16 protein-coding genes and 1 pseudogene are annotated in these 16586 nt (G+C 68.7%); 14 read left to right on the top strand and 3 right to left on the bottom strand.

The window, feature by feature from the left end:
* The first annotated feature begins 176 nt into the window (after positions 1–176).
* The 7 genes and pseudogenes from D1350_RS24860 (at position 177) to D1350_RS04415 (ending at position 7098) form a co-directional block, all read left to right on the top strand.
* Positions 177–689 (top strand): NUDIX domain-containing protein, encoded by a 513-nt coding sequence (locus D1350_RS24860; RefSeq protein ID WP_125774304.1) that lies wholly within the window; start codon positions 177–179, stop codon positions 687–689.
* A complete protein-coding gene (locus tag D1350_RS04440; protein ID WP_125774302.1) occupies positions 679–1602 on the top strand; it encodes a nucleoside hydrolase in 924 nt (307 codons plus the stop codon). The genes D1350_RS24860 and D1350_RS04440 overlap by 11 nt, the downstream gene beginning before the upstream one ends.
* On the top strand, positions 1599–2438 hold the full coding sequence (locus tag D1350_RS04435; protein WP_125774300.1) for a glycosyltransferase family 2 protein: 840 nt from the start codon (positions 1599–1601) through the stop codon (positions 2436–2438). The genes D1350_RS04440 and D1350_RS04435 overlap by 4 nt, the downstream gene beginning before the upstream one ends.
* Positions 2435–3259, top strand: a complete 825-nt coding sequence (locus D1350_RS04430; protein WP_164545022.1) for an HAD-IIB family hydrolase — start codon at positions 2435–2437, stop codon at positions 3257–3259. Before D1350_RS04435 ends, D1350_RS04430 begins: the two co-directional genes overlap by 4 nt.
* A 2-nt stretch (positions 3260–3261) precedes the next feature.
* Positions 3262–4461 (top strand): glycosyltransferase, encoded by a 1200-nt coding sequence (locus D1350_RS04425; protein WP_125774296.1) that lies wholly within the window; start codon positions 3262–3264, stop codon positions 4459–4461.
* A gap of 534 nt (positions 4462–4995) precedes the next feature.
* Entirely contained in the window at positions 4996–5826 is an 831-nt protein-coding gene (locus D1350_RS04420) for a DUF3800 domain-containing protein (RefSeq protein WP_125774294.1), read from the top strand.
* Between the two features lie 285 nt (positions 5827–6111).
* Positions 6112–7098, top strand: a pseudogene (locus tag D1350_RS04415) (aldo/keto reductase).
* Between the two features lie 83 nt (positions 7099–7181).
* Here the strand turns inward: D1350_RS04415 and D1350_RS04410 are convergent.
* Together D1350_RS04410 and D1350_RS04405 are read right to left on the bottom strand one after the other, a co-directional pair.
* Complete coding sequence (locus D1350_RS04410) at positions 7182–8369, bottom strand: damage-control phosphatase ARMT1 family protein (protein WP_240643878.1); 1188 nt, start codon at positions 8367–8369, stop codon at positions 7182–7184.
* A 53-nt stretch (positions 8370–8422) separates the two neighbouring features.
* Positions 8423–8680: a hypothetical protein gene (locus D1350_RS04405; protein WP_338068133.1), complete on the bottom strand. Its 258-nt coding sequence runs from the start codon at positions 8678–8680 to the stop codon at positions 8423–8425.
* A gap of 241 nt (positions 8681–8921) precedes the next feature.
* Between D1350_RS04405 and D1350_RS04400 the strand changes: the two genes are divergently transcribed.
* A complete protein-coding gene (locus tag D1350_RS04400) occupies positions 8922–9164 on the top strand; it encodes a DUF433 domain-containing protein (RefSeq protein ID WP_125774290.1) in 243 nt (80 codons plus the stop codon).
* A 127-nt stretch (positions 9165–9291) separates the two neighbouring features.
* On the opposite strand, the gene D1350_RS24045 is transcribed toward D1350_RS04400, so the two are convergent.
* On the bottom strand, positions 9292–10179 hold the full coding sequence (locus tag D1350_RS24045; RefSeq protein WP_206074419.1) for a tetratricopeptide repeat protein: 888 nt from the start codon (positions 10177–10179) through the stop codon (positions 9292–9294).
* 127 nt (positions 10180–10306) lie between these two features.
* Between D1350_RS24045 and D1350_RS04390 the strand changes: the two genes are divergently transcribed.
* From D1350_RS04390 to D1350_RS04365, 6 genes are all read left to right on the top strand, one after another.
* Positions 10307–10501 (top strand): hypothetical protein, encoded by a 195-nt coding sequence (locus D1350_RS04390; RefSeq protein WP_125774288.1) that lies wholly within the window; start codon positions 10307–10309, stop codon positions 10499–10501.
* A 5-nt stretch (positions 10502–10506) separates the two neighbouring features.
* Entirely contained in the window at positions 10507–10716 is a 210-nt protein-coding gene (locus tag D1350_RS04385) for a hypothetical protein (protein ID WP_125774286.1), read from the top strand.
* Positions 10717–10766: 50 nt separating this feature from the next.
* Positions 10767–12752: a thioredoxin domain-containing protein gene (locus D1350_RS04380; protein WP_125774284.1), complete on the top strand. Its 1986-nt coding sequence runs from the start codon at positions 10767–10769 to the stop codon at positions 12750–12752.
* A gap of 148 nt (positions 12753–12900) precedes the next feature.
* Positions 12901–13542 (top strand): hypothetical protein, encoded by a 642-nt coding sequence (locus D1350_RS04375; RefSeq protein ID WP_125774282.1) that lies wholly within the window; start codon positions 12901–12903, stop codon positions 13540–13542.
* 75 nt (positions 13543–13617) lie between these two features.
* Entirely contained in the window at positions 13618–16179 is a 2562-nt protein-coding gene (locus D1350_RS04370; protein WP_240643877.1) for an ATP-binding protein, read from the top strand.
* 90 nt (positions 16180–16269) lie between these two features.
* Entirely contained in the window at positions 16270–16521 is a 252-nt protein-coding gene (locus tag D1350_RS04365; RefSeq protein ID WP_125774278.1) for a DUF4242 domain-containing protein, read from the top strand.
* Positions 16522–16586: the final 65 nt, after the last annotated feature.

The raw sequence follows: 16586 nt of genomic DNA, 5'->3' as shown, positions 1-16586 counted from the left end.
ATCGAGTGCTATCACCGGCAGGTCAAGCCGGAGCCTCATTTGCGATCAATGAGCTCGATCGAACGGTCTGACGCATTGCGTGGTGCCGCCGTCGGTGTTTCTTATGCGGAGTCGTTCATCACGTACCGGACGAGCTTGGCCTTGTCCTTCAGGCCCGATCGGCTGTGGTAGCCGCCATGCATGGATTCCTGGAGGACTGGGACTGGGCGCAGACTGTCGTGCGGTTCACGGATCAGCGCCCACCTGACGAAATCGTGCAGAGCGTTCGGGCCATCGCACTGGTGGACGACCGCGTGGTCGTCTGCGCGCAGGCAGAGGGCGGGATCTTTCTGCCCGGCGGTACGCGGGAGCCCGGGGAGACCGTCGACGGGTGCTTACGTCGGGAGTTACTCGAGGAGGCCGGCTTCAGGGTGGACGGGGAGCCAAACTGGTTCGCCGCGCACTGCGGCGTGTCCTATCACTCAATGCGTTATCGGCCACATTGCCCTTTTCCACTGAAGTCCTGGCTGTGGGGCAGTGTGCATGGAGAGTTCGTGAGTCCGCCAACCAATCCACCGGGCGCCGAGCAAGTTGTCTTGGTAACCACTCTGCCGCCACGGCAGGCAGTCGAGGCACTGGCACCCCTTGGTCGGGGCTACTCACAGGCGCTTGAGTACTGGCTGACGATGGGAGGCGCGAATGGTGCGTGACCTGGTGGTTGACACCGATGCCACCGAACTCAACGACGATGCCTTCGCGCTCTATTACCTCGTTGGCGCTGGCCGAGTGCCTAGCCTGATCACGACGGTGTTCGGCAACTCCACGGCGCGAGTGTCGGCCAGAGTAGCGCGTGAACTCACCCATGCGCTCGGTCACAGCATTCCGGTGGCAGTGGGCGCCGAGCGACCACTGCGTTGGGACGATCAACAGCGGGAGGAACTGCGCAAGGCGATCACGTCGTTGCCCGCTGACATCTATCTCGCCTCGCTCAACGTCGCCAACGATCCCTTCTGGGGGGAATCACCCGACGATGGTCCTGCTGCGGCGGAACTCGCCGCGTTTCTAGAAGCCTCACCGGCGTGCGACGTACTGGCGCTCGGCCCGGTCACGAATATTGCGCGGGCGGTGGCGATGCTCGACTCCGCCGTGCTCAGTCGACACCACCTGTGGTTCTCGGGCGGAGCCCTCCACACCGGCAACGTGACCGGCGTGGCCGAGTTCAACGCGTTCGCCGACCCGGACGCGCTGCGGGTGTGCCTGGGATCGGCCTGGGCACGGGTCACGGTTGTGCCCCTCGACGTGACCGTAGAACCACGGCTGGGGATTGCCGAGGTCGAGAGGATTCGGCGGGCGCCGACGCCCTTCGGCAAAGCACTCGACGATCTTGAGAGCCGATCGCCGCGAGGAGCCGCACGGGATCGGGAACCGATTTGGGACGTGGTCGCGGCGGTCCTGCTCGACGGATCCGTTTCGGCCACCGTCGGGCAGGGTCGGCTCACTGTGCAGACGGAGCTGGCCCGGCGCGGTTCTATCAAGTTCGCAACTGGTTTCGACGTGCATGACGTAGTGACGGCCGTGGATGCCAGTGCGATCGTCCTGCGCTTCGAAGAGGCTGTCTCATGAGGGCGGCCGACACCGAACGGATAACCGTTGTGATTCCCGTGTGCGACGATCCGCTGATCTTCCGGTGCTTGGCGTCCATTGACCTGCCGTGCCGCGTGATCGTGTCGGCCAACGGCTCGCCGCCCTGGTTCCTCGATGCGCTGCGCAGGTACGCCCAAGCCACGCCCCGGATCGCGGTGCTCAGCCGCGCCGGCAAGGGAATCGGTGGGGCATACAACCACGCGATCGACCATGTCAGTACGCCGTGGATTGTCCTGATGGACTCGGACTGTGTTTTTGAACCCGGCGCGATCTCTCGCCTGATGGCCAGGAGCGCCGACGCTGATGTGGTCAAGGGCAGGGTGTGCTTCGAATCTAACAACGCCGTTTCGCGGTTGGTGGCCAGCGCGCGCCGACTTACCGAGGACCCCGTGCTAACCCACAAAGTGAGCGCCTACAGCCCGCCACTGCTCTACCGGATCGAGGTGGTGGGACAGATGGGCGGTTACCACTTCGATTCCCGGCTTGCATGGCGCGAAGATCGAGACTTCGAGCTCAGACGGCGCCGGGCCGGTATCCCGGTCTGTGCTGCGCCGGACGCGGTGATATGGCATAAGCCGCTCAGCCTGCGGGACGACCTTCGCAGCGTGTGGGCATACGGCACCGGTCAAGCAATGGGCGAACGCCTCGGAGTTTTGCCACGGTTGTCTTTCGCACATGAGTTGCGCAAGGCATGCAAGGTCTTGGCCTTGGGATTGCGTCACGGTGCGGTCGGCGCCGCGTTGTACGGCACTGTGCGAGGCGCGGTCCTGTGCATCGGGCGCGCGGCCACCCTTCAAAAGGAGCACAAAGCGTGAGGGTCATCAACGCGGTTGTCTGCGACCTGGACGGCACACTCGTGAGAACCGGTAACGTCGTCCTGTCGGAGGACGTCGACATGCTCCGCGCTGTGCGAGCTCAAGGCATCCGGACCTTGCTGATCACCGGCCGCCCTTCGCGCTGCCTATGGGATATGCCCGCTGAGCTGTGGCCGCTGTTTACGACGATCTTCACGTCAAACGGCGCGTCTTGCTTCACTGCTGGCCAGTTGAACATCGTCGCTCCACTTGACGCCGATCGGGGCCTGCGCTTCGCAGTGAAGCTGCGGGCCATTGATCCCACGGTGGTGTTTGCAACGGAATTCGAGAATACATTTGGTCACGAGCCCAAGTATGCCTGGTGGCCCGCGACCGACACAGACCCGGCCGCCCTTTGCGGTGGCATTGATGATCTGTTCGGCTATCGCAGCCTTGTGACCAAATTGCTCTGCCGCAGCGCGGTGCTCAATGCCCGCGAACTCGCTCGCGTCGCGGAGGCCGTCGACCCGGGGGTGACCGTCACCTATTCCTGTCGGCCAAGCGAGGGTGGGCCGGTCGAGGTGATGGCCCCAAGCGCCTCCAAGGGTCACGCGGTTCATCGCGATCTCGACTTTGCCGGGATCGACCCACGTACGGCGGTCGCCTTCGGTGACCGATATAACGATTTCCCAATGCTGGACACCGTTGGCCGCGGGATAGCGATTGGCGTGTCGATCGACCCCCAACTGTCGGCGTTCGAATCGGCGCTTTCGGTAGGTCAATGGCTCGCAGCCAATCAGAAATCGTGGAGTAAAACTGATACCAATGGGGTGAATCATTGAGCATGAAATCCAAACCGTTCGGCTTCGATAAGGTGCTCCGCCAGGATCCGCGAGCGGAAGACGGCCCACGCCTTCTGATTCTGTTGGCGCGCTACGACGAGGGAGTTGCCGAGGGTGGAGCCGAACTCCGGCAGGCCGGATTGGTCTCTGCGTTACGCCGGTTGTTCCCGGCCGACGTCCTGTCAATTGCCGATCTTCGAGAGCTGAAGGGTTGCGGCAACCGATGCGTTCAGTCGGGCACCGATCCCTGCAACCCTGAACGCCCGTGGCCGTATTGCGGCATCGCTGAGGTCGCGCTTGGCCAGTTACTGGACGGCTCCAAGTACGCGGCGGTGATGCTCAGCCACGTTCCGACACACCAGTATATCCGGGCCGTCCGAGAGCACTCCGACGCACCGCTATTGATCGACTTTCATAATGCTGAGGCCGATTTGGAGCAGGAGATCATGGCCCATCCAGATTACTCGTTGCTGCGCGCGGATGACGCCGATGAGTGGACCGGAATGGAAGGTGTCGAGCGGTTCATGGTCGAGTCGGCTGACGCGGTTACAGTGCCGTCTGCGGTGGACCTTCAACGCTTCATCCGGCGATACGGAGAGCGTCGCGTGGAGGTGGTGCCGAATGCGGTCGTCGTGCCGGCCAGCATGCCGCAGGAGCACCACTTCACACCCAGCTCCTGCTTCTTCCTGGGTGTCCTGGACTACTTTCCAAACACCCGGGCTGCACTGGAGATCATCGAAGGGATCGGCCCCGCGATCGCGGAGGAATTCCCCAGTATGCGCGTTCAGGTGGCTGGCCGACGCCCGCCCGAACAACTCACCAAGGCGGCTTCGGTCAGCCCGGTGGAACTGATCGCGAACGTCGCCGACGCCCGGCCATTGTTCAAGGACTCGGTGCTCCTGGTACCCCTCGATTGCGGCGGGGGCACCCGGCTAAAGGTGCTCGAGGCGTTCGCGGCTGGGTGCCCGGTGATATCGACGGCGAAGGGGATGGAGGGGATCGCCGCAGATCCTGGTGTCCACTATCTGGAGGCCGAGGACATTGACTCGTATGTGTCCGCCCTTCGCCAGATCATCGCTGAGCCGTCGGAGGATCTGAGGCGCCGCCGCAACGCCTTCGGGTTGGTGCGGTCTACCTACTCCTGGGAGGCGCTCGTCGGGCCACTGAGTCAGGTTCTGGCGTCGGTATCCATAGACGCGTGACGTCGACCTGTGATGTGGTTGGGGTCTCGCGAGGTCGTTGTCGGTACCACGCTCATGGAGACGGATCGGGTTGTACGAACGTCGTCGCCGCCGTACGGCACCCAGGTGGAACGCCCCCGATGCTAAACCCAGAACCAACGGGACCCGCATTCCGAGCTCTCCCGGCCGGACGATCGATGCTTGACGGGTGCAGACGGCGGCTGAAGCGTAACCTGATGCCGCGAGTTCAGGTCGGCAGCAACTAGTCGGACCGCGCCCAGTGCAAGTGGCACGCAGAGGGCACGCCGCCCACGGCGAGACCGCGAATCCGCAGGATTCCGCCCCTCCCAAACCCTCCGGGCAAGTACTGGGACTTCTGATCCTGGAGTGCTAACAGGGCACCATCGGCGACGCAGGGGTCGTGTTCTTTCCGGGACACGACCCCTGCGGCGTCAGCAACCTCCCGCTCGCTGCAATGCCGATCTCCTCTATCTAGGAGACGATGTTTACCCGCGTCGCGTCGACGCGTCTGACAAGACGGAGCGTGGCTCAGGTATGGATCTCGTTGGTGCTGCGACCTCGTCCCCCTCGAGCGTCATCCCTCCGTTCACGCCAGGTGAGCTTGCCAGCCTCCCCCAGGTCGAGGTCTACGTCGACGAGAGTGGTGACCGAGGATTCTCGACGACGTCGAGCGACTGGTTCGCGATGGGGGCGGTCTTGGTCCCGTGGGAATCTGCTGCTCACGTCCGGGTCGTCATCGGAGGTCTTAGACAGGAGATCGGGACGAACAAGCCGCTCCATTGGACCGAGCACTTTGGCGCAAAGCGCGTTCTGCGGAGACGCCTTGCATCAGACCTGGTTGCAGCAATCCCGGACCTGCGGGTGATCTATGTCGTCGCACACAAGCCGACGCTTCGCGCCAGTGCTGCTATGCGCGCCGACGGCGAGATGTTCTACCACTGGATGACGTGGCTGCTCTTGGAACGCGTCGCCCACGAGACGCGCGGCTCGACGGGCGGAGCGCGAGTAGCTCGAGTCCGCCTTGGTGCGGTCAAGGGTATGGACCATGCGCGAAGCCAGGCGTACTTGAGCGGCACCCGGGATCGCGACCAGGGGTCCGTGCCCTGGGAGCACCTGTACTGGCCGCCTAAGTGGCATGGCACGGACGAGTACGACGGGATCCAGCTGGCGGACATCTACCTGGGCATGTTCCGGGCTGCGCTCGTCGGGGATGCTCAGGACATGCTGTGCGCCGAGATGCTTCTCCAGCACCGTCACCAGATCCGGCGAAGCACCGACGGCAGGCTCTTGGGGTTCGGGATCAAGGTCTACGGGCAGTCTGCGTTCTTGTGTGATCGCGTCTGGTGGCCTGAACTCCACTCCTAGCAACACCGGAGCCCGTTGGAGGGATTCCGGGGGCCGCACTCCACCTCGAGGATGGAGGGATCTGGTTTCCCAGTTCCGGCTGGTCCCGGCAACCCCACCAACGGGCTCCGATGGGACCAGTTCACCACGTGTTGGCCCCCGCCGCTAGGGCGGAAATCACATCGTGACACGTGGAGCGCGTGAAGGATCATCACTACCGCTCGACCTCGCGGGCGTCGAGGTCCCCGCGCCGTAGTGTGGAACGGCTCCACCACTGCCCACACCGTGACCCAGGGGGGACTGATCATGCACACCCGAACCCTCGGGCAGGGTCTTCAGGTCTCGGCGGTCGGCTTCGGCGCGATGGGCATGTCGCAGAGCTACGGGCCCAACCCGGGCGACCGCGAGGACATGGTCGCGGTGCTGCGCTCGACGATCGAGGCGGGGGTGACGTTCATCGACACCGCTGAGTCCTATGGCCCGTATGCCAACGAGGAGCTCGTCGGCGAAGCCCTCGAACCGCTCCGCGACCAGGTCGTGATCGCCACCAAGTTCGGCTAGGACATCCGAGCAGGCAAGACCGTCGGACTGAACAGCAGGCCGGAGCAGATCCGCCGCGTCGCGGAGGCATCCCTACGACGGCTGCGTACCGACCGGATCGACCTGTTCTACCAGCACCGTGTGGACCCCGGCGTGCCGATCGAGGACGTCGCCGGCACCGTCGCCGAGCTGATTATCGAGGGCAAGGTCGGGCACTTCGGCCTCTCGGAGGCGTCCGCCGCCACGATCCGTGCCGCGCACACTGTCCACCCCGTCACGGCACTGCAGAGCGAGTACTCGCTCTGGACCCGCGATCCGGAGGCCGAGGTGCTTCCCACCCTGGGGGAGCTGGGGATCGGGTTCGTGCCCTTCAGCCCGCTGGGCAAGGGCTTCCTCACCGGAACCGTCGCCACCGGCACCACGTTCAGCGACGGGGACATCCGGGCAACGATCCCGCGTTTCAGCGAACAGAACCGGGCCGCGAACCAAGCGATCGTGGACCACGTCGCACAGCTCGCTGCGGCCAAGGGCGTCACCCCAGGACAGGTCGTCCTCGCCTGGTTGCTCGCCCAGCAGCCGTGGATCGTGCCGATCCCGGGCACGCGCCGCACCACCCGCATCCGCGAGAACGCCGCCGCCACCCAGGTCGCCCTGTCCGCCGACGAGCGCGCCGACCTCGACACACTCGCCCGACGCATCGGCGTCCACGGCGACCGCTACAACGAGCAGCACCTGGGATACGTCGGACGATAAGGAGCCAGCTCTCAGCGGCCGGACGAGCGCAGCACCGGGGGTGCGCGTGCGGTGCGGACGGGCTTTGCCCTGGGGGTTGGTTGTCAGTCTCTGACGTGGATCACCGCGTGAGTGCCGTTGGTGCGCCAGCCCGGTGTGGCGTTCTCGAGTCGTTCGAGCCGGTCGGGTGTGACGCCGACCGCGACGTCGGACTTCAAGGTCCGCAGGGCGGCGACGGGGGCGGGGAAGTACGCCACGACGTCGGCGAAGGGCGTGGTCGGGTCCCAATGCAGGTCGCCGACGAGCCGACGGTAGTTCAGGTCGCCCTTGACGATCACGACGGCCGCGCCGGACAGTTCGTCGACCAGGTCGGTCGGCAGCTCGTGGAACGTGCCGGGGGTGCACCAGAACTCGTGCGCGCGCACCTGGAGGCGGTCGGTCGCCAGTGCTGCCCGCAGCCGCGCCGCGATCCCTGCCGCCGCCCCCGGTGTAGCGGTGAGGCGCCGCAGCACCGTCAGTAGGTCGGACACGGTCGCGTCGGAGACGTAGTACGGGTGCGGCTTGAGGTGCAAGACCACTGTTGACGCGCGATCCGTCGCCAGCAAGCGGTCGACCAGGACGAGGTCGGCGGTGAGCTCCCGGCCTGCGTTGTCGGCGACCAGGTGCACCGTCCCTGGCTCCGAATCCAGGAGCCGCCACAGGGTGGCCGAGTCGTCGGCGACGAGGTCGTCGACCTGATCGCGGGCGGTCGAGGACGGATCGGAGAGCCGGAATCCGAGGTCGGCACGGTTGCCCCACAGGGAGGCCGCCACCGCCGCGAGCAGCCCTTCTGCCGGTGGCGCATCCACGAGCGCGTCGAGGTTGGTCAGGTCACGGGCCAGCTCGGAGGAGTCGAGCTCGGCGAGCTTCTGCGGGGCGAACGGGTCCACACCGCGCCACGGGCCATCCTGGAAGTAGCCGGTCGCCTCCAGCAGCAGCCGGTAGAAGTACGACTCGGCCCACAGGAACGGCACGTCCACCCAGCGCTGCCCGACGTAGCCGGCGGCGGAGTCGCGCCACAATGTCGCGTCGTGGGCGTCCTCGGGAAGCTCCGGGATCGCGCCGTCGAGCGTGGCCAGCAGCCCGTCGACCGCTTCCTGTACCGCGCGTGGGAAGGGCACGAGACGCCGGACGGTCGCCACGATGTCGGGATGGCGCCGCAGCAGAACCCCCTCCGGGAACGAGCCGGGCAGGTTCGAGAGGATCGGCTCCGCCTGGGCGGCCGTCGTCGGCAGGCCGCTGGCCTGGGTCACGTGCTGGTCCTTCCGTTCGGAAATCGGGAGGGGCGCCTTGCCAGTGAATGTGTTCACGGGTTGACGGCGCTGTCGGGTGCGTCGGTGTACTCCACCGGCTTTCCGGTCTTGTGTGCGTAGTGGATCTCACGTCGCGTGGACTCCCCGATGTACCCGCCTGGGTTGACCACCATGACGCGGTCGGCGAGGTCGATCGTCGCGAGGTGCAGTGCCCCGAGCGCAGCCTTCTGCTCGTCGGTGATCTCGTCGGCGTGCTTGAACTCAGCGGGTGCGACGACGATCGTCCCCGCGAGGGTGAGATCACGATTCACTTCGCGGAACTCCGGGGCGAACCGGGTTGAGCCACACAGGCACACGATCTGAGGGCGGGCTTCCAACGAGGCCTCCTTCTTCGACGTTTCCGAAGTCTGCCGCAAGTGTGATGCCCTCCGGGCCCGGCTGGCTTCCCGGTGAGCGATGCTGACTATCCGCGGGCTACGCCCGTCGGGCGCAGACCGGAGCACGTGTGGTCCCTCCCTGGCTCCGATGCGGGACGCGTGGAACACTCGCGACATGGCTGCTGAAGCGTCGCACCCGAACCGGATCGCGATGGACCCCAGCGTGGCGCACGGTAGGCCCCGGATCCGTGGAACGCGGGTGACGGTGCAGGTCATTCTGGAGTTGCTTGCTGCTGGCGAGACCTACGAGGAGCTTCTCCAGGAGTACGACGAACTGTCCCGCGAGGACCTTGTCGCGGCCCTCGAGTACGCGGCCTCAGTCGTTGGTGGTCTCCGGGTGCCGCCCCTTGTCGCCTGAGTTGGACCAAGCGGAACGCTTCATCGAGGATGCGCAGCTTCTGAAGTCTCCCGCCGACCGGCTGAAGGAGAGCTCGGCTTTCGGCGGGTGTGAACCCGAGCCGTTCGTAGAAGGGTCGACCCAGCGGTCACCCCACCGGGTGGAGGTCGATCCACACCTCAGTAGGTTGGTGCCAGGTGTTGTCGACGTGGCTGATCACCACCCTGGTGCGGGCGCCCGAGACCGGGAGGAGGATCTCGTCCTCGGCGTCGCCGAGGCTCAGCGAGAGGCTCGGGGTCTCCAGCACGACGTCGACCACGACAGCCCGCTCAGGAGGCGTGAAAGCTCCCGGCCTGTCCAGGCGGATGGTGACGAGCGCCGGGCCTTCCTCCCCGGCCTGCCAGTCGCAGTCCTGCCCGTGGCGAACCCCGATACCGAGCCCGAGCGGGGTGACGGTCACGGCATCGCTGGTGTCGACGTCCGGGATCTCGCCCTCGACAGAGTCCTGCCGGAACGCGACGCCCCATCCCCAGTCGCGGACGTGGGCGAACGATGGCGCCACCAGGTCCAGGGCTCGGTCCAGGGCTCGTCGTGAGGAGGTGACGAGCGCGTCGTCGGCCCCTGCGGTGGTCCGCAGGTCGAGCGCTCGCCGGAAGTATGCCGCGGCCCGCGCGTGGTCCCCGGCTACGAAGTGCGCCTTGCCCAGGTGCTGGACCAGCACCGCTCCGCGGGTCGTGTGCCGATGCTGGTGGTGCAGGGATTCCAGGATCTTGACGGCGGTGGCGGTGTCGCCACGGTCTCGGGTCACGTCAGCCGCCAAGGCCTGCAGGCGCCACGACGGGTCGGCCACGACCAGCGGCTCCAGGAGGCGTGCCGCGCGGTCCGGGTTCCCCGACCAGAGCGCGACGAGGACGTCGAGCGCCGGATCGCTCGGGTTCGCCGCACGGAAGGTGTCCTCGTTGTCGAGCACGGGGAGCAACGTGGCGGGGTCGATGTGCCAGCCCGGACCGCCGTCGATCACGTCATCGCTGCTCATGCCACGGATTCTGCCTGACCACCTGGACAGGTTTGGGACACGGAGTAGCGTCATGCACGTGGCGGCGCCCACCTCAGATATACCGAACGCAGCGAGATCAGCGTGGACGAGCCACGCGGCTACGACCATGCGTCGCGCACTGGTGTCGTCGCTCGCCGTCGTCCTGGTGGTCGCTGCCGACGCTGCCTGGAGGATGCCAGGCCTGCCGGGGCTCGTGTTCGTCGGCTATTCAGTACTGATCTGGGCGGTCCCGCCTGCACTGGCGACGCTCGGGATCGCGGGCTTTACCGCACTCTCGGGCGTAGAGCTCCCCCGTGGGTGACGGGTGTGATCGCTGCGCTCGCAACGGCCGCATGGGTCTCGTGGGGCGTCGGGTATCAGTACGGAGGACTGGTCTACGGGTCGCTGCTCGGACTGGGCGTCGTCGGTGCGAGCCTGGTGCTCGGAGCTGGTTGGCGGAAACGCACGCGCATCGTGGTGGCAATCGCGATCGCCGCCGCATCGGCTACGGCCGCGCTTGTTGTCCTCACCCGGTGAGCTACGCCGCGACGGCACCGCCGGACCGCCATCGGTGCGACGCTAGTGAGATGCCGAACCGTCTCTCAGCGGCGATGAGCCCCTACCTCCTCCAGCACGCCGACAACCCCGTCGACTGGCGGGAGTGGGGCGAGGACGCGTTCGACGAGGCCCGGCGGCGCGGCGTACCGGTCCTGCTGTCCGTCGGCTACGCGGCCTGCCACTGGTGCCACGTCATGGCGCACGAGTCGTTCGAGGACGACGGCGTGGCCGCGGCGATCAATGCCCGCTTCGTCGCGGTCAAGGTCGACCGGGAGGAGCGTCCCGACGTCGACGCGGTCTACATGGCCGCGACGACCGCGTTGACAGGGCAGGGCGGCTGGCCCATGACGTGCTTCCTGACTCCCGACGGCGAGCCGTTCTACTGCGGCACCTACTATCCGCGCGAGCACTTCCTCGCGCTGCTCGACGCGATCACGCAGGCGTGGGCGGAGCGCCGGGACGCCGTCGTGCAGCAGGGGGCGGCCATCGTCGACGCGATCGCGAGCGGGTCGTCGCGGTTGGCTCAGAAGGCACCCGACGCGCTCGACGCGCCTGCGCTCGACCGTGCCGCGCGTCTGGTGGCGCGAGACGCCGACCTCGCCCGGGGCGGGTTCGGCGGAGCGCCCAAGTTCCCGCCCTCGATGACGCTCGAGCACCTGCTTCGCCACCACGCCCGCACGGGCGACCCGGAGTCGCTGCGCCTCGTCGAGCGCACGTGCGAGGCCATGGCCCGGGGCGGCATCTACGACCAGCTCGCAGGCGGGTTCGCGCGCTACGCCGTCGACGCCGCCTGGGTGGTGCCCCACTTCGAGAAGATGTTGTACGACAACGCCCAGCTCCTGCGCGCCTACCTGCACCTGTACCGCGCGACCGGCTCGGCGCTCGCGGAGCGCGTCGCCCGCGAGACCGCTGACTTCCTCCTGGCGGACCTGCGCACGTCCGAAGGAGGCTTCGCCTCCGCGCTTGACGCCGACACCGACGGCGACGAGGGGCTCACCTACGTCTGGACCCGCGAACAGCTCGCGGACGTCCTCGGGCCGGCCGACGGCGCCCGGGCGGCAGACCTCCTGTCCGTCACGCCCGAGGGCACGTTCGAGCAGGGCGCCTCGACCCTCCAGCTGCGCGAGGACCCCGAGCCGGGCTGGTGGGCCGGGGCGCGGGCCCGGCTGGCCGAGGCCCGGGCCACGCGACCCCAGCCGGCCCGTGACGACAAGGTGGTCAGCGCCTGGAACGGGCTGGCGATCGCCGCCCTCGCCGAGGCGGGCGCCCTGCTCGGCGTGCCGCGATACCTGGACGCGGCGCGGAGCTGCGCCGACCTCCTCCTGCGCGTGCACGTCGTGGACGGTCGGTTGCGCCGGGTGTCGCGCGACGGCGTGGTCGGTGCGGCGCCCGGCGTCGCCGCCGACCACGGCGACCTTGCCGAGGGACTTCTCGCGCTGCACCAGGCCACGGGGGAGCCGCGCTGGCTCGAGGCTGCGGGCGACCTGCTCGACGTCGCGCTGGCCCGGTTCGGCGATGGAGCGGGCGGCTTCTTCGACGTGGCCGACGACGCCGAGCGTCTCGTGAGCCGGCCGAAGGATCCGACCGACGGTCCCGAGCCCGGGGGACAGTCAGCGCTCGCCGGTGCGCTCTGCACCTACGCCGCGCTGACCGGCTCGCCCCGGCACCGGAAGGCCGCCGAGGCGGCCGTTGCCGCGGCGGGTGAGCTGGCCCGGCAGGCGCCACGTTTCGCCGGCTGGACGCTCGCCCTCGCGGAGGCCCTGGTCACGGGCCCGTTGCAGGTCGCCGTCGTAGGGCACGACGACGACCATCGGGCCGCGCTCGCACGTGTGGCCCGCGGCGCGTCGTCGGCCGGGCTGGTGGTTGAGGTCGGAACGCCGGACGCACCGGGCGTGCCCCTGCTCGCCGACCGCCCGCTCGTCGACGGGCGGGCAGCCGCGTACGTGTGCCGGGGCTTCGTGTGCGACCGCCCGGTGACGACGGCCGAGGACCTCGCGAGGGTGCTCGGAGAGTGACGCGCCGCTGAGGCCCGCCGCCCGGCGCAACCTGGTACCTCAAGAACGCCATCAGGTGATGCTTCAGGGCGGGAAGCAGTACTTCGGGACGTTCTCGAAGCGGACGTCCGCTGGTCGATGGGAGGTGGCCCTCCGGTATCGTCCGGCTGTGGTCGACTACGAGGCGTCCTGGGCGGCTGTACGGCTCGACGACCGCACACAGTGGGCGGCCACGCTTCTCGACCTGCTCTCTGTCGAACCGCGGACCAGGGACCTGTCTCCAGGTTGCAGCATGGGTGTGATCCGCTTCTGGTCGGACGACACCGCCTCTGCACGTGACATCTTCCTGATCCGCAGGGACTATGCCGCGGCCGTGCCGACCGGCCGCATCCAGGTCCTCGTACCTGCACCGGACGAGCTGTGGAACGCGTGGGCCCCGTGGGGCTCCTGGCGGACAGCGGACGATCACGACGAGGCCCTCGCCGTGATCTGCGAAGAGCTCGACAACCTGCCGGCCAAGATCGTCGATCCGATCGTGTGGACGTTGCACGATGCCGGGGTCGTCGTCGCCCGCCTTGTGGCGACGAATCTCGACGACCCCGTGCTGGGTGGCCGGCTCGAGCCCGCCGACAGGTTCGAGGCCTGGGCCCCCATCTTCGCCGTCGGGGCGCGGTTGGTGGACGTGCCTGGGCTGACGATGGCGGACCACAACGGTGTCCGCGTGTCGTCGTACGGGATCCGCGTGCATCCCGACCACGTCTACTGGTTCCCCGCGGACCAAGCCGGCCGCCCCGCACGGCACCGGCCATGACGCGTGCTCTGCTCGCGCGGACCCAGTCGCCGCACAGGGGCAATCCCGGGAGGCATGGTGCGTAGCATCAGGTCCATGGGGCTCCTGGAGCGGGAGGGTCCGCTGCGCGTCGTGGCGGGGTACCTGGCCGAAGCCGCCGCTGCCCGGGGCCGGATGGTCTGGGTGGCCGGCGAGGCAGGGATCGGCAAGACGACGTTCGTGGACGCGTGCACGCGCGATGCGGACGTGCACGTTGCGGTGGGCTGGTGCGACGGGTCGGCCACGCCACCCCCGCTGGGACCGTTGTCAGACATGCTTCCGGACCTACCGTCGTCGGTGTGGCCGCCGGACGCCTCGCGCGGCGAGGTGTTCACGCGCCTGGTGAACGCCCTGCGGACGCCGACGTCTCGCCCGTACGTGCTGGTATTCGAGGACGCGCACTGGGCGGACGAGGCAACCCTCGACCTGCTGCGGCACCTCGCACGTCGGATTCACCGGTGTGCGGCGTTGGTACTGGTGACGTACCGGCCTGAGGATGCCGGTGCAGGTGAAGGGCTGCGGCTGCTGCTCGGCGACACCGCCTCGGCTGACGGCACCCGCCGCATCGACCTGGGACCCCTGTCCCCGGCGGCGGTCGACCGGCTGGCGACCGAGCACGGCGTGTCCGCGGCGGGACTGTACGAGGTCACGGGTGGCAACCCGTTCTTTGTCACCGAGGTCCTCGCGGACGAGACGGGCGCGATGCCACCGACCGTGCGGGACGCCGTCCTGGGCCGGGTCTCCCGGCTCGGCGAGGTCGGGCGGTCTGCGCTGGAGGTCGTGGCGCTCGCGGGCGCTCGGGTCGAGGCGGACGTCGTGGACGACCTGCTGAACGCCGGGCTGACCGCGCTCGACGAGCCGCTGGAGCGCGGCCTGCTGCGGGCGTCCGGAGACGGTGTCGTCTTCCGGCACGAGCTGGCGCGCCAGGTTGTCGCTGCACAGGTTCCGGCGGGCCGACGCCTGCACGTGCACCGCAGGCTGCTCGCCGCCCTGAGCGCTCGTGGCGCGGACCCGGCGTGGCTGGCCCACCACGCCGAGGCGGCGGGCGACCGCGAGGAGGTGGTGCGGCACGGACGGGTGGCGGGGGCGCGGGCGGCCGAGCTGGGGTCGCACCGGGAGGCGGTCGGCCAGTACCGGCGCGCGCTGGCACACGCGGACGCGCTTCAGCCGTCCGAGCGGGCGAACCTGCTGTGGGACCTGGGTTACGAGCTCTACCTCACCGGTGGTATCGACGCCTCGATCGAGGCGATCACTCAGGCCCGCCAGATCTGGGAGGGTCTCGGCGACACCGTGCGGGCCGGTGACGCCTGGCGGTGCCAGTCCCGGCTGCACTGGTTCGCCGGCCGTAACGACGTCGCCGAGGCTCAGGCGCAGACGGCGATCGACCTGCTGGAGGGCACGGGCACCGTGGCCCAGGCGATGGCCTACAGCCACCGCGCCGGCCTCGAGATGCTGCGTACCGACCTCGAGGGCACTCGCACGTGGGGACGGCGCACCCTGGCGCTGCTCGACATCCTGCCCCCGTCCTCCGAGCGGGAGGAGGTGCTGGTCAACGCCCTGGGGACGCTCGGGACGATGGAGGCCGTGGCCGGCGACCTGGCCGAGGGCGAGGCGATGCTCACCGACTCCCTGGCCGCGGCCAAGCGCCTGGACCGTCACGAGCAGGCCGCTCGTGCCCTGCACAACCTGGCTGCCTGCGCCGTCGCCCAGCGTCGGCTCGACGCCGCCGCCCGGTACCTCGAGGAGGGCTACGAGTACTGCGTGGATCGCGACCTCGACTCCTGGACGGTCTACCTGCTCGGGCTTCGCGCTGAGCTCCTCCTCCACCAGGGCAGGCACGACGACGCCGCAGCCGTCGCGCAGCAGGTCGTCACCCACCGGGACGAGGCCTCCGCCATGGCGCAGCTCGAACCGCTCCTCGTCCTGGGCAGCATCGGCTCCCGTGCCGGGGACCCCCGCGGGGCCGCGCTGCTCGACGAGGCGGCCGAGATGGCCCGACGGACCGGGGAGAGCCAGCGGATCGCGCCGACGGCGGCGGCCCTGTGCGCCCGCGCCTGGATCGCCGGCACGGACGCGGCGGACGCCGCGGCCGAGGCGTGGCCGCTCGTGTCCCGGGCGGACTGCCCGTGGAGCAGGGGTGCGGTCGCGACCTGGCTGCCGGCCGACGTCGAGGTGGACGTCCGCGTCGCCGAACCGTACGCCCTCGAGCGTGCCGGCCGGTGGGCCGAGGCGGCCGCCTGGTGGGGACAGGCAGGCTGCCCGTTCGACCAAGGCCTCGCGCTGGCACGCAGCGGTGAGCCGGCATTGGTCTCCGACGCCGTGATCGTGTTCGTCCGGATCGACGCGGCCGCGGCGGCGGACCGTGCCCGCGCCGTCGTGCGCAGCCTGGGAGGCGCGCCGCCACGCATCACGGAGGCGCGCCGCCGAGCGCACGGGCTCACTGCCCGCGAGGCGCAGATCCTGGCACTGCTGCGCGAAGGCCTCACCGACGCCGCCATCGCCCAGCGCCTGGTGATCTCCCGCCGCACCGCCGAGCACCATGTGGCGTCGGTCCTGGCCAAGCTCGGCGTCGGGCGCCGTACGGAGCTGATGGAAGCGGGCGACCGCACATCTGGGTAGCGGCTACCCATGCGCCGCCCCGGCGTCGTCGGACAGCCTGGAGGTGTCGCCGTCGCCACCGGGCCCGGCACCAGCCGAAAGGGAACCGACATGCCGCTGTACATGGATGTCCACTCGCTGGGTGACGGCGTCACCATGGACGACGTGGCCAAGGCGCACCAGGCCGACCTCGCCACCCAGGGCGACCACGACGTGAACTACCTGCGCTACTGGGTCGACGAGTCCAAGGGGCAGATCTTCTGCCTCGTCGAGGCCCCGGGCCCCGAGGCCGCCAACACCGTGCACCGCGAGGCCCACGGGCTGGTGGCCGACGCCATCTACGAGGTCCAGGAAGGAAGCTGAGCACTCCCACCGCCCGGAGTCGGCGTGGTCAGGTTCGAGAACGCCATCAGGTGATGCTTCAGGGC

The sequence above is a fragment of the Antribacter gilvus genome, assembly GCF_003946865.1.
Classification (GTDB): Bacteria; Actinomycetota; Actinomycetes; order Actinomycetales; family Cellulomonadaceae; genus Antribacter; species Antribacter gilvus.
This window is presented reverse-complemented; position numbering and strand designations above follow the sequence as displayed.